Annotated in this window: 11 protein-coding genes; 5 read left to right on the forward strand and 6 right to left on the reverse strand. The window is 42.4% G+C overall.

Annotated elements, in window-relative coordinates; genetic code table 11:
* Nucleotides 1–89: 89 nt before the first annotated feature.
* From ACQKC9_RS03560 to sohB, 5 genes are all read right to left on the reverse strand, one after another.
* Nucleotides 90–959, reverse strand: coding sequence for an SDR family oxidoreductase (locus ACQKC9_RS03560; RefSeq protein WP_427620533.1), 870 nt, complete (start codon nt 957–959; stop codon nt 90–92).
* Between the two features lie 122 nt (nt 960–1,081).
* Entirely contained in the window at nt 1,082–1,846 is a 765-nt protein-coding gene (locus tag ACQKC9_RS03565) for a histidine phosphatase family protein (RefSeq protein WP_427620534.1), read from the reverse strand.
* 48 nt (nt 1,847–1,894) lie between these two features.
* Entirely contained in the window at nt 1,895–3,139 is a 1,245-nt protein-coding gene (locus tag ACQKC9_RS03570; protein WP_427620535.1) for a phosphotransferase family protein, read from the reverse strand.
* Nucleotides 3,140–3,380: 241 nt separating this feature from the next.
* The gene (locus tag ACQKC9_RS03575) at nt 3,381–4,631 is read right to left on the reverse strand and encodes an acyl-CoA dehydrogenase family protein (protein WP_427620921.1); all 1,251 of its coding nucleotides are present in this window, start codon (nt 4,629–4,631) and stop codon (nt 3,381–3,383) included.
* A 258-nt stretch (nt 4,632–4,889) separates the two neighbouring features.
* A complete protein-coding gene (sohB, locus tag ACQKC9_RS03580; protein WP_427620536.1) occupies nt 4,890–5,870 on the reverse strand; it encodes a protease SohB in 981 nt (326 codons plus the stop codon).
* A 374-nt stretch (nt 5,871–6,244) separates the two neighbouring features.
* On the opposite strand from sohB, the gene aspS reads away from it, so the two are divergent.
* The 4 genes from aspS (at nt 6,245) to ACQKC9_RS03600 (ending at nt 11,076) form a co-directional block, all read left to right on the forward strand.
* Complete coding sequence (gene aspS, locus ACQKC9_RS03585; RefSeq protein WP_427620923.1) at nt 6,245–8,071, forward strand: aspartate--tRNA ligase; 1,827 nt, start codon at nt 6,245–6,247, stop codon at nt 8,069–8,071.
* Nucleotides 8,072–8,138: 67 nt separating this feature from the next.
* Entirely contained in the window at nt 8,139–9,155 is a 1,017-nt protein-coding gene (locus tag ACQKC9_RS03590) for a lysophospholipid acyltransferase family protein (protein WP_427620537.1), read from the forward strand.
* A 166-nt stretch (nt 9,156–9,321) separates the two neighbouring features.
* Nucleotides 9,322–10,122, forward strand: a complete 801-nt coding sequence (locus tag ACQKC9_RS03595; protein ID WP_427620538.1) for a glycosyltransferase — start codon at nt 9,322–9,324, stop codon at nt 10,120–10,122.
* Between the two features lie 96 nt (nt 10,123–10,218).
* A complete protein-coding gene (locus tag ACQKC9_RS03600) occupies nt 10,219–11,076 on the forward strand; it encodes a hypothetical protein (protein ID WP_427620539.1) in 858 nt (285 codons plus the stop codon).
* A 59-nt stretch (nt 11,077–11,135) separates the two neighbouring features.
* Here the strand turns inward: ACQKC9_RS03600 and ACQKC9_RS03605 are convergent, their stop codons facing one another.
* The gene (locus ACQKC9_RS03605) at nt 11,136–12,302 is read right to left on the reverse strand and encodes a glycosyltransferase (RefSeq protein WP_427620540.1); all 1,167 of its coding nucleotides are present in this window, start codon (nt 12,300–12,302) and stop codon (nt 11,136–11,138) included.
* A gap of 259 nt (nt 12,303–12,561) precedes the next feature.
* Between ACQKC9_RS03605 and ACQKC9_RS03610 the strand changes: the two genes are divergently transcribed.
* Entirely contained in the window at nt 12,562–13,563 is a 1,002-nt protein-coding gene (locus ACQKC9_RS03610; protein ID WP_427620541.1) for a capsular polysaccharide biosynthesis protein, read from the forward strand.
* Nucleotides 13,564–13,622 lie beyond the last annotated feature (59 nt).

The following is a 13,622-nucleotide window of genomic DNA, read 5'->3' on the forward strand; positions in this document are numbered from 1 at the left end:
TACTTGCCCTGCTATTTCAGAGCAAATAGAAGAAGCCCACTACAATAATAGTGGGCTTCTTCTTTTCTGCCTTAGGAAAACCAATTCGATTAACTTAGTTTATTCATTACCTGTAATGGCAAGTGCTTCATCGCGTGACTGACCATGGACCAAGGTAGGCTCGGCACACAGGCTTCATCCACACCCGCTTCGATAGCTGCGACAATAGCTTTAGTACCAGTATCTGCATCGACTTCAAATGGTAATGGCTTAGAGCCTTCGTTGATTTCAGTGCGAATATAACCTGGGTAAATTGTAGAAACTTTAATAGGTAAATTGGTCAAAAGCATATCAGCACGAATACCTTCTGCTAAGTGAGCCAAACCAGCTTTACTTGCACCATAGGTTGTCAAGTGTCTAGGCAATCCACGCATTGCTGACATGCTCGATATCACGACCAAATGCCCGCTATTCTGAGCACGGAAGATATTCATGGCGGCTTCACACTGTGCCAATGCGGCGACAAAATTAACATCAGCAGTGCGACGATTAGTCTCAAAATGCCCTTTACCAATGCGGCGGCTATCACCAATACCTGCATTGACCACTACTCGCTCAATGCTACCGAAGTCATCTGCAAAAGCATCAAATACTTGAAAGACCGTATCGTAATCACTCACATCTAGTGCTTGGTATTCGACTCGGATATCAGGATACTTCTGCATCATCTCCGATTTTAGATGCTCTAAACGATCAGTGCGACGCGCACATATGGCCAAGTTGTAGCCAAGGCTAGCAAACAGTCTGGCCATGCCCTCGCCCAGACCTGAACTGGCACCTGTGATAAGCACCGTTTTACCTGTGCCTACTTGCTGCTGACTCAAGTCTTTTAGATAGCTTGCAGGTCGAACCGCGCCTACTATCTGGTTTTTGCTATGGCGCGCACTTTTAGCAACCAATTTTATTAATTTATTTTGCATGTACCGTCCTTTGTATATCGATATTGCACAGAATCAAATCGGTAACTTTTTAGTATAAACGTCGATAAGGCTCATACTTTAAGCAGATATGACACTATATTATTCGCAAATCATGTGTAAATTTATCGCCATGTCACAAACGGTTTACCATCAGAGAATAAATGACTATATTCATTCAAAGACAGCAAGCGAGAGCTTTGATTCTTTAAAGTAATAGAGGTCACCCCCGTATTGACCAAGCTTTTATTCAGCTGATAAGCGGTCTGACTGCCTTGTCGCAATAACTGGGCAGTGATTGCAGCGATGACACCACCTGAAGTGAATACGAGCACGGTGCTGTCCTGATCTAAGCTCATACTTGCTACTTTTGTACGTACTTGTTCAAGGGCTTGTTGTGCACGATTATTAAACTGTGGCCAACTTTCAAGATAGTCTTGATCATTGTCACCAGCATGCCAGCGCTGCATCGCTTGATCAAATAGCTCAGCCAGTCGTGTCGCTGGCGATTCTGCTTTGGCGATTTCAGCTGAGATGTTAGATCGATTTCCCGATGCCTCTGCTGACTTGACGAACACGTCTTTATGATTAAACTCATCAAATTGCGGCAGAATATAACTATCAGGCTGATCAAAGTTGATTAAAGGCGCAACAGCAGTGCCATCGCCATTATTAACATGTGCAGATGATTGATAACGCTCCCAAAAATGACGTGCTGAGTCTTGCTGTCGAACCAACCTACCAGTAAATATGGCATCGATACGGCGCTGCGTAGCTGCATAGTGCTGACCTAGCATTTGGGCCTGAACAGTGCCTAGTTCTGAGAGTTGATCATAGTTTTCTTGTCCAAAAGACGCTTGGCCATGACGTGCTAAAAGTATGGTTGTCATAAATTATTACCTTTTATCATATTTGCTAAAGTACAGTTTGCTGAATACTTACGCTTCAGGAGAGTCAGGTGCTTTTGCAAAATAACCTTTTGGTAAAATACTTTTGACCACTTTTTGAACAGGGCTTGGTAACTGCTCGATAGCAGCAGCATCTACGCCTATGTCTTCTAAATGCGGCTGAACATGTGCATTGAATAAAGCTTCGCCTTCATATTGTGCAATTAATTTCAAACATTTAGCATGCATAACATGTATAACGAGCCAAGCGTTTTTGAACGCTGGATTGGTGGTTTGCTTATGATAATAACGATAGTAGATCTGTTGAATGATACCTGAGAGGCGGAACAATCCAAACACTTCATAAAAGGTCCAATTATCTATCTCTAAACCTGACTGTTTTAGATAATATTCAACCACTTCATCGCGCGTCATCATGCCTTCTAAATGTGTTGGCTGACGACGGAACTGCTGCATGATGATATTATCATCTTCTTCAATCCAGTAAGCCAACGCACTACCCAAGTCCATCAATGGATCACCAAGGGTTGCCATCTCCCAGTCGAGCACGCCAATAACTTTGGTCGGCTCATCTGCATCAAGTATGACATTGTCAAAGCGCCAATCATTATGAATGATACAAGTTTTGCTATCAGCTGGTGTGTGCTTAGCAAGCCATTGTCTAACCAGTGCAAAGCTCGGTACGTTTGGTGTCTTAGCTTTAACGTAACGTTTATCCCAACCACTAATCTGACGTTCACAGTAGCCTTCACCGCGGCCCAAATTGACCAAATCAGGATGCTCGGTATAGTCTATCTGGTGTAGCTCTACCAGAGCGTCTAATACATTGGTGCAAAGCAGACGCGTTTGCTCAGGATTTAGATCGATACCTTCTGGTAATTCTGCACGAGGGATAATACCTTCCATCCGCTCCATCACATAAAAGTCAGCGCCGATAACAGCTTCATCCGTACATAGCGCAATCATCTCAGGCACATAAGGATATGCATCTTTTAACGCTTTTTGAACGGTGTACTCACGCACCATGTCATGGGCAGATTTTGCCTTGGTACCTTTTGGTGGACGACGTAATATGAGGTCTTGGTTTTTATCTTTACCCTCATACTGTAGTCGATACGTCCAGTTTGATGCGCCGCCTGAGAACTGAGTGACTGTAGGCTCGCCTACCACGTCGACACCTTGACCGCGAAGCCATTCACTGACTGCTTTGGCATCAAGCTCTTCACCTTCGCGTACGGCACCGCCTTTGTCTAGTACTTTATTATCAGTTGCCATGAGACATTCCTTATCATGTGGTCATTTATTTTTATAACAGATATGCGAGCTAGTTCTCAATTCAATTTATCTCATTCTTCTCACTATTTTTGAAATAAGGACTCGCTTTAGTGATGAAAAATTCACTACTAAGTCGTTAATAGTGAATTCTTAATTAGCTTGTTGATTGGTTTATTCTTGATAGTTGCGTGAGCAAATCAAAACTAACTCATACAACCGTTTGTTAAGATGAAACTTAAGGCTAAGCTTTGTCAGATTTAGCAGAACGACTAAAGCCCTGACGTTTTAGTTCTAGCTTAGCAATCATGGTTTTATGTACTTCATCTGGACCGTCTGCTAAACGTAGTACACGTGCTTGCGCGTAGAAATTCGGTAGCAAGGTATCTTGGCAGACGCCCATACCACCATGAATCTGAATTGCCATATCGACGACTTCTTGTAGCACAGTTGGCGCCACTACTTTAATAGCAGAGATTTCAGTCAATGCGGCTTTGGTGCCTTGAGCATCCATTTTTTGTGCGGCGTACAATGTGAGCAAGCGTGCTTGGTCGATTTTGATACGGGCCTCGCTGATACGCTCAAAGTTACCACCTAATTGTAGTAATGGCTTACCAAAGGCAGTACGTGACATGCCACGTTTGACCGCTAATTCAAGAGATTTTTCAGCAGCGCCGATACAGCGCATGCAATGATGAATACGGCCTGGCCCTAGACGACCCTGTGCAATCTCAAAACCTTTACCAGGTCCGCCAATAAAGTGGCTGACTGGCACACGCACATTCTCGAAGCTAATCTCACCATGGCCGTGCGGTGCATCATAATCACCAAACACTTTAAGCATACGTTTAATGTTCACACCCAGAGTGTTGACTGGTACAAGCACCATCGAATGCTGATGATGACGGTCTGCACTTTCATCCGCGGTATATGCCATCACAATTAAAACATCAACCGCTGGATCGCCAAGACCAGATGACCACCATTTGCTACCATTGATGACAATCTCATCACCATCTACTACCGCTGTTGCTTGCATATTGGTTGCATCACTTGACGCTACATCAGGCTCAGTCATACAAAACACAGAACGCGTCTTACCTTCTAGGATTGGCGTGAGCCACTTGTCTTGCTGCTCTTGAGTACCGTAGCGCCATAACAGCTCCATGTTACCGCTGTCAGGGGCATTACAGTTAAATACATGAGGTGCTAGCAAACTGCGACCAGTCAATTCTGCAATAGGCGCATAATCAGTGACTGACAGTCCTGCACCTAGTGTGTCATCTGGCAGGAATAAATTCCATAAACCTTCTTCACGTGCTTGCTTGCGCAGGTTTTCGTAGGCTTCTGGCCACTCCCAGTTTTCCCAATTACCATCAGGGTTTTTCTTATGACAATCTTCCCAGAATTGGGCTTCGATAGGCTCAATATTCGTTTCGATGAACGCTTTGACTTTGGCATGCATGGCTTGACCATGTTCTGTTGCGGTAAACATTAAATTGTCGTTAGACATAAATGACTTCCTTTTCTGTATTGATTGTCTAAATCAAATGTTGATAAAAAGCTCTACTAGAGCTTTAGTGCACGCACGTATACTGTTTTCCGTGTGCTACATTTATAACACAGCAATTGTCAATAAACAGCAAAAAGGCGCGACCAGCTAGGCCACGCCTTTTACAAAATATAAACAATGTATCCAAAAACTTCTGAACACTAAAATACCATTATTTAACTATCATAATGATAACTAACATTATTTCAGAATATTTAGGCGACTATTCAAATCAAAACGTGCAAGTGCATCAGGTAATTTATCTACAGCCATGCTCAATGTCGCTTCTGCTGCTTGAGCCAATCCCAACTTTTCTGCTAACGTCGGCTTCTGACGTGAATATAGTGCATACACTTCTTTGTCTTCCATACGTTCCAAAATGTAGCTGTCTGAAGTCTGTAGACTATCAATTAAGTTAAGTTTTAGCGCATCTTCACCATACCAATGCTCACCCGTAGCTACTTTGGCAACATCGAGTTCTGGACGATACGTGTTAACGAAATGCTTAAATAGCTCATGCGTCTGCTCTAGCTCTTCTTGATATTTGGCACGGTCTTCGGCATCATTTTCACCAAATACAGTTACCGTACGCTTGTAGTCACCAGCGGTAAACATCTCATAATCGACGTCATGGTTTTTTAGCCATTTATGGAAGTTTGGCAATTGCGACACCACACCGATTGAACCAATGATAGCGAACGGTGCTGCTATTACCTTGTCTGCAACACATGCCATCATATAACCACCGCTCGCCGCCACTTTATCAACACAGACCGTTAGTTTTAAACCAGCATCTTTTAAGCGAACCAATTGCGCTGCGGCCAAACCATAGCCGTGTACCAAACCGCCGCCTGATTCGAGACGGACGATAACTTCGTCACCTTTATTTGCGGTACTAATTAAAGTACTGATTTCTTCACGCAAATGTTTGACCGCAGTTGCTTTGATATCACCGTCAAAATCGAGAACAAAAACTTGTGCCTTATCATCGGTATGTTTTTTCTTATTTTTAGTTTTTGCTTTCAATGCTTGCTTGGCTTTTTTGGCCATGACTTTTTTGAACTGTTTGAGGGCAGCTTTGCCTTGGGTGGCTTCCATCAAATCTTCGCGGCGCTGCTTTTGAGCATCATTCAAGTGGCGTATTTTAAGCTCGACAGGGTTTTTAGGGGGATGAAATAGCATGGTTACAAATCCTCAAGTCAGTAAATATATTGATATGGCTGTTTTTATTAGCGTGCGGTTGATATGTGCACACTAAGCGGCGTTTTCAAGCATGATGACAATATTTAACCCAATATAAATAACGCAGAATAAATACCTCAGATACTTACAGACTCCCGTTCTTTGATTGAACTCAGCCGGTTGTATAACAAAGGCAGATTAGGCATAATATGCGTTTATATCAAATTTTCTGCAGCCAACGTGATGACCATATGTCTTAATCGCGTTGTTTGTGTGTTTTTTTTGCAAATAGCTTGAAACGCACAACAATGGCTGCATTATTGTACTTCGAATTGGGCTGATAACTGGATAACCATATTATGACGCAAAGCACTATGACGCATAGCGAATACCGAGACGAGTATTGCGGAGCCGTAACCGAGAGCTTGCTTGAGCAAACCATTAGTATCGTAGGCTGGGTACATCGTCGTCGCGATCACGGTGGCGTGATTTTCTTAGACATGCGTGACCGCGCTGGTATCTTACAGGTCGTGGTCGACCCTGATACCCCAGAAGCTTTCGCAGCAGCTGATGCTGTCCGTCCTGAATACGTGCTAAAGATAACTGGCCGCGTACGTCGCCGTTATGAAGGTACTGAAAATAATAATATGACCAGTGGCCAGATTGAGCTATTGGGCAAAGAAATTGAAGTACTGGCTAAATCTGAAACGCCGCCATTCCCATTGAATGACGAAAAAACGACTGTATCTGAAGACTTGCGTCTGAAGTATCGTTATCTTGATATGCGTCGTCCGCAAATGCAAGAGCGTATGGTATTCCGTGCCAAGGCAACGTCAGCGATTCGTCGTTATTTAGATGATCATGGCTTCTTGGATGTTGAGACGCCTATCTTGACTCGTGCAACGCCTGAAGGTGCGCGTGATTATCTTGTACCATCACGTACTCGTCCAGGTAACTTCTTTGCCCTGCCGCAGTCACCACAGCTATTTAAGCAATTATTGATGGTGTCAGGTTTTGACCGTTATTATCAAATTGCCAAATGCTTCCGTGATGAAGATTTACGTGCCGATCGTCAGCCTGAATTTACTCAGGTGGATATTGAGACTTCTTTCTTAAATGAGGAAGAAATCATGAACATCAACGAAGGTCTTATCAAGCATTTGTTTAAGACAATGATGGACGTTGAGTTCAAGCAGTTCCCACGTATGACTTACGCAGAAGCCATGCGCGACTATGCATCAGACAAGCCTGACTTACGTATTCCTCTAAAGTTGGTTGATGTTGCAGATTTGATGAAAGACGTTGACTTTAAGGTATTTGCTGGCCCTGCGAACGATCCTAAAGGTCGTGTGGCTGCCCTACGCATCCCTGGTGGCGCATCATTAAGCCGTAAGCAAATTGATGCTTATACCAAGTTTGTTGGTATTTATGGCGCACGCGGTTTGGCTTATATCAAAGTCAATGACGCTAGCAGCATCAACAACGGTGTGGATAAAGAGTCTGGCCTACAGTCTCCAATTATCAAAAACATGACTGATGATGTGCTTGTGAGCTTGATCGAGCGTACTGCTGCAGAAGATGGCGACATTATCTTCTTTGGTGCGGACAAAGCAAGTGTCGTGAATGATGCGATTGGTGCATTGCGCCAAAAAATCGGTCTAGATCTTGAAATGACGACTTGTGAATGGGCACCACTTTGGGTAACTGACTTCCCAATGTTTGAAGAGACTGATGATGGTCGTTGGACGTCAATGCATCATCCGTTCACTAAGCCTAAAGGCTCAGTTGAAGAGTTGAAAAACAACCCAGAATCTGCCCTTTCTATCGCTTATGACATGGTATTGAACGGTACTGAGATTGGTGGTGGTAGCTTACGTATCAATACTTACGATATGCAGCAAGCTGTACTTGAAGCCTTGGGTATTGGTGAGCAAGAAGCTGAAGACAAATTCGGTTTCTTACTTGATGCTCTAAAATTCGGTGCGCCACCGCATGGCGGCCTAGCGTTTGGTTTGGATCGTTTGATTATGTTGATGGTAGGCGCAAGCTCTATCCGTGACGTTATCGCCTTCCCAAAAACCAAAACAGCTGATTGCCCATTAACTCAAGCACCTGCTGGCGTTGATAGCAAACAATTACGCGAGCTTGGTATCCGTGTGCGTGAAAAAGCACAGGCTGATACCAACAAGCCTGCTGAATAAATCGTTTGATGATGCGCGGTTGCTGTCTACAGTGCTTGTTACGTGATTCATTACCATGTGAGTGGTCATGAATCCGTATCATATTTTCAAAGTCGTGCCATTGTCTGTACTGCAGATGCTGGCACGTTTTGTTGCGTGGGTTATCATTAAGATACCCAGCCTAAGTATCATGCGTACCATTCAGATCAATATGGCGCTGATTACGGACAAATTATCTGAGCAGCAAAAACGGGCGCTGACTAAAGACATCATCTATCATCAATGTTTGACCAGTATTGAATCTATAAAAAGCTGGGCGATGCCACCTGAGTGGAGTATCGCTCAGATTCGTGATGTCCATAATAAAGACATTTTTTTAGAGGGTCTTGCCAATCCAAATGGTATGCTTGCTATCGTCCCGCATCTCGGCACTTGGGAGATGATGAATGCTTGGCTCAATCAGTTTGGTGCGCCAACCATTATGTATAAGCCAGTTGACGGCAAATTCGCTAACGAGTTTATTCTTCAAGGACGAGCGCGACTTAATGCCACTTTGGTACCTACTGATGGGAGCGGCGTTAAAGCCGTGTTTAAAACGCTCAAGCAAGGTGGTTTTAGTATTGTACTGCCCGACCACGTTCCAGAACCATCAGGCGGCGTTGTCGTTCCGTTCTTTGGTATCGAAACATTGACCAGTACACTTGCTTCCAAACTGGCCAGCAAAACCAAATGTGCGCTGGTTGGCTTATCTTGTATTCGCCGTACCGATGGACGCGGTTTTGATATCTACTGCTACAAACTCGACGATCCAGCCTTGTATGACCGTAATGCTGAAGTGGCGACTCATGCTCTCAATCAGGCCATGGAGCGTATGATTACAGACAACTACAGTCATTATATGTGGGGCTATCGACGTTTTAAGCGCATACCAAACTTAGGCAATCCTTACCGAAAAGATAAAGAGACTTTAGCAGCCTTTATCCAATCTCACCATTCTAGCGTTTCTAGTCGTTCTGCTAGCGATATCAACGATAGCGTTAAAAGCGACAATGCTAAAAACGATAGTGCTGTTAAAAATGATAACACTAAATTCGACAATCATTAGTCATCACCAACCTAGTGTTGCCTATTTATACATACCATCAGTTTAGACATACCATCAATTTAGACGTATCATCAGTCATAGCTATGCTAATATTGGCTGAACTCTATATTCTTTTACTTTTATTAGTCCTTCATTTATCTGACTATTATCTCAATACGAGTGCATTATGACATCTGACGTAACTAAGACCTCATCTATAGACCCTCATCAAACCAGCACAAATGCTGCTGAACAGCGTTATATCATCTGTATGAAATGGGGCGACAAATATGGTCCTGAATACGTCAATCGTCTCTACAACATGGTTAGTCGACATCTAACCCTAGATTTCCAAATGGTTTGCTTGACCGATGACAGCACAGGTATTGACCCTGCGATTGCCTGTTATCCGATACCTGACATGGATTTGCCAGCAGGTCCTGAACGTGGTTGGAAAAAACTGACTACCTTTAAGCCTGAGCTGTATGATTTAAAAGGTGTGGCCCTATTTTTAGATATCGATATCGTCATTGTCGATAATATCGATGCATTTTTTACTTACCAAGCTGAGCATGAGGACAGTGTCGTCATCATTCGCGACTGGAAAAAACCTTGGCGCATGATTGGCAATAGCTCCGTCTATCGCTTTAATATTGGTATGAATACTTATCCTGACTTGCTGTCCAATTTTGAGCGAAACTTTGAAACCATTCGTACCCAAGTACGTCACGAGCAGGCTTACCTCTCTAACTATTTGCGTGAGCATCATCACCTAGAGTATTGGGACAAAACATGGTGTGTCAGCTTTAAGTACCAATGTATTGCGCCGATTCCTTTTAATTTTGTGCGCACACCTACTCTGCCGGATGATGCCAAAATCGTTATTTTCCACGGTGAGATTAACCCGCCCGATGCAATTGCTGGTAGTGGCGGTAAATGGTATCGACATGTGAAGCCAAGCCCATGGTTAAAAGACCATTGGCAATAGATATTTAGCAATTAACCATATTTAGACAATTTATAATTAGCATAAAGGCAGTGTATTACGATATAAGATAGGTGAAATAAACGACTGGAAAATAGTATGGCGCTATATTTGAGATTACCTGCTACCGCTGGGTTCAATATTGATAATGAGCTCATCATTATCAATGCGTTTAATGCCAATGAACCAGCACAAAGCCTGCATGGAAAAGACATCAATATTATCGCCTCAGGGCCATCTATACAGCAGCTACCGTTAGCAGAGCTCCTAGATACGCCTACTATTTTTGTCAATGGCAGTATCAGCCTGATTAGGCAGCATCAGTTTACCGATATTGCTGGTTACGTCATCAGTGATGCGCGCTTTATCAATCATCAGCCGGAGATTTTACAGCAGTACTATACAGGGCAACCTCTATATGCAACGTTAGCTGTCTTTGAAGCAATGGCCACTACGCACCCTGATATTATGCGAACGTACCATCGTGCCATGCGAGTGTTGTACCCAGTAGATAGGCCATGGGGGGTGAAGTCAAACAAGCTATCTTTTAATAAGCTTATCTTTAAGAAAAAATTACTCAATAAAAAAATGCCGCTATCATACTTTATCAATAATCCAAACTTTATTATTGATAGCGATCATAAAGCGGCTGACATCGGCGTCTCTCTTAACATTACTCATGGATTTGTGGAAGCAGGAACCGTTGCTTATGTCGCGGCGCAGTTGGCGTTTTCGCGTCAAGCAGCGAGTATTCATCTGTACGGTATTGATCTGCTTAACAGCAAGCAACCACGGTTTTATGAAAATAAAAACAATAGTGCACCAAGTATGCTCAGTAAAGTCATGAACGAGCGCATTATCCCTTCGTTTAACTTACTTGGCAGAATCTATCAATCGCATGGTGTACCCGTCATCAACCACTCTCCTATCTCTAAATCGCTATTCGACACTTTGTAGTTAATGACTCGCAGTTAATAACCTCTACTTGATTGCGTTTAATTAAGAACCACTACAAGTTATAAACCCTCATTTTCTCCTGAATCTAAAACAGAACCAAACGCTAAGTACTGTCTTGCAATATTTTTGGGTAGTAACTGCTGGTTTAGCGGCACGATATAATCTGTAAGATTATCTATGACTTGATCGATAAGTAAAGCCAAACCATCAATATCACCTACCGCTATTAAGTTTTCTTTAGGTAATAATTCTCTTGGCCCAAAAGGACAATCCGTACTGATTACTGGTACACCCAGTGCTTGTGCCTCTACTATGACATAACCAAAGCCTTCAAACTTAGAGGTGAGTACCATCAGTGCAGCTGATCTAATTAATGGATAAGGGTTGGTCTGAAAGCCTAAAAACTGAATACTATCGCTAATATTTAGTTGGACAGCCAACTGTTCAATCTCTGCTTCAAGCCTACCTTTACCCACTAGTACTAACGGCAGCTTTCGTTCTGTTTTAGCATACGCCTGTAGCAAGTCTCGATGACCTTTCATGTCATCAAATGAGGCGACATGTATAATGTAATCTTTATCTACTAAGCCGAAATGTTCAAGATGGCTAGATACTGCTGCTTTGGTATTTATAGCGATAGCATCACAAGGGTTATAGATTGTTGTGGTTTTGGTAATATCTCCTATAAGAGCAATCAAGTCTTGGCGTGCACCCTTACTTACACAGCTGCAAAGATGAGCACCATAGACCATTTTTAAATGATTTATAGTCTGTACTGGCGCCTCTAATAATTGGTTTTGGAACTGCTTTGATAGCGCTGTATGCAGTACATTTACGATGTTTGGCAACTGGCTATATGCCATAATCCAGTTTATCTTATAAATATTAGCCAGTATCAAATCTGGCACTCCTATTTGGCGAAACACGTAAGTATCAATACGTTTAGCGACTGATTCATAGGCTTGTGCTTGTGTAGATTCTGGGTCGAGATTCTGCTCAGAAAACACCTCATCATATGGCACGATGTGATATTGCACGCGAGCGTCTAGTAGCATATCTTGCGTCGCTTCCAAGCATAGGATATAAGTACGATAGCCCATATCTGCATAAGCGCTTGCCAACGTCGCAACCATACGCTCAGCACCACGACCTTCAAGCGCTTTTAAAATAAATAGAATAGTAGGTGGCATCAGTGTCTCAGCTTGATTTTTTAACGGTATAGGCATGATAGGTTAGCCAAATGAATGCAACTATAGTCATAATTATTGCAGCGTTCTGACTTTATATGCTAGTCTCACCTACCGCTGGTGCTCGGCATTTATTTAGTAAAGTACGAGCAGGATTTAACGGTATCTCTATAAAAATTATAATGAGTCTAACTATCTAAATCGATTAAACCTCGTTAATAATCACATCAGCAAATATCATAGCTGGTCTAATATAGCTACTAAAATAGATGCATATCCGAAGAGAGCAGGATCAGTTATGAAGCAGCCTAATGAAAACACATTAGACATCGTCATTGCTTGGGTAGATGGCGCAGACCCTATACTCAAACAAAAGCGAGAACAGTATAAGCCAAGTAAAGAAGTGGCATCTGATGCAATAACTGACACACGTTTCGCCAGTGACGATGAGATATATTATAATATTGCTTCTATCATCAAATATGTGCCTTTTTGTCGTCATATATATGTCGTCACAGATCAACAAAAGCCAGCGTTCATCGATGAGTTTGCCAAGCAAGGTATTTGCTCAGCAGATAAAATACGCATTGTTGATCATAAGGACATATTTTTAGGTTATGAGCAATTTTTGCCTACGTTTAATACCCGATCGATTGAGTCGATGATATGGAATATTGAGGGGCTATCTGATTACTTCATCTATATGAATGATGATTTCTTTTTTAACCAACCAGTAAAAACAGATGACTTTTTAAATGGTAAAAAGCTGAACATTCACGGCCACTGGCGTAAGAGTGCTGCATTAAATGCTAAGCTTAGTTTCCGAAAATCTCGCTTTAAACTATTTGGAACACCGATTCAACCAAGGCATACTATCGCCCAAATGCTAAGTGCCAAAATAATCGGTATGGATCAATTCTTTGAAATTCATCACTATCCTCACATCGTCGATAGGAACATATTGAAAGATTATTTGCTAAATCATCCTCAGCTACTGACAGAGCAGATTAGATATCAATTTAGAGATGTGGCTCAGGTGAATCCGATAACCCTGATGAATCATCTGAAAATTCAAAAAGATGAAGCGAATCTAAAACCCGATACCTCTGTCAACTATCTAAAAAATGAAAGTAGTGTCGATGATTTTGTTACTGCTCTAGAAGATAAATCTATCAAGTACGGTTGTATTCAAAGCCTAGACCTTCTGGAACCAGATTTACACAAAAAAATTAGCCAAGCCATGAAACATAAATTTTTAGCGTATCTTCCCGCTTCTGTGACGGGAACACTAGCTCTCTGAGCTAAGGTGATCTGACACAGTATCGTGATTTTGAATCATATTTAGCCCAAGCCAATTTT

The sequence above is a fragment of the Psychrobacter sp. NPDC078409 genome (assembly GCF_050268505.1).
GTDB lineage: Bacteria > Pseudomonadota > Gammaproteobacteria > Pseudomonadales > Moraxellaceae > Psychrobacter.

Excerpts from the sequence above, each read along its gene's own strand:
- ACQKC9_RS03560 (WP_427620533.1), bottom strand. The coding sequence starts at position 959 with ATGCAAAATAAATTAATAAAATTGGTTGCTAAAAGTGCGCGCCATAGC.
- ACQKC9_RS03565 (WP_427620534.1), bottom strand. The coding sequence starts at position 1,846 with ATGACAACCATACTTTTAGCACGTCATGGCCAAGCGTCTTTTGGACAA.
- ACQKC9_RS03570 (WP_427620535.1), bottom strand. The coding sequence starts at position 3,139 with ATGGCAACTGATAATAAAGTACTAGACAAAGGCGGTGCCGTACGCGAA.
- ACQKC9_RS03575 (WP_427620921.1), bottom strand. The coding sequence starts at position 4,631 with ATGTTTACCGCAACAGAACATGGTCAAGCCATGCATGCCAAAGTCAAA.
- sohB (WP_427620536.1), bottom strand. The coding sequence starts at position 5,870 with ATGCTATTTCATCCCCCTAAAAACCCTGTCGAGCTTAAAATACGCCAC.
- aspS (WP_427620923.1), top strand. The coding sequence starts at position 6,245 with ATGACGCATAGCGAATACCGAGACGAGTATTGCGGAGCCGTAACCGAG.
- ACQKC9_RS03590 (WP_427620537.1), top strand. The coding sequence starts at position 8,139 with ATGAATCCGTATCATATTTTCAAAGTCGTGCCATTGTCTGTACTGCAG.
- ACQKC9_RS03595 (WP_427620538.1), top strand. The coding sequence starts at position 9,322 with ATGACATCTGACGTAACTAAGACCTCATCTATAGACCCTCATCAAACC.
- ACQKC9_RS03600 (WP_427620539.1), top strand. The coding sequence starts at position 10,219 with ATGGCGCTATATTTGAGATTACCTGCTACCGCTGGGTTCAATATTGAT.
- ACQKC9_RS03605 (WP_427620540.1), bottom strand. The coding sequence starts at position 12,302 with ATGCCTATACCGTTAAAAAATCAAGCTGAGACACTGATGCCACCTACT.
- ACQKC9_RS03610 (WP_427620541.1), top strand. The coding sequence starts at position 12,562 with ATGAAGCAGCCTAATGAAAACACATTAGACATCGTCATTGCTTGGGTA.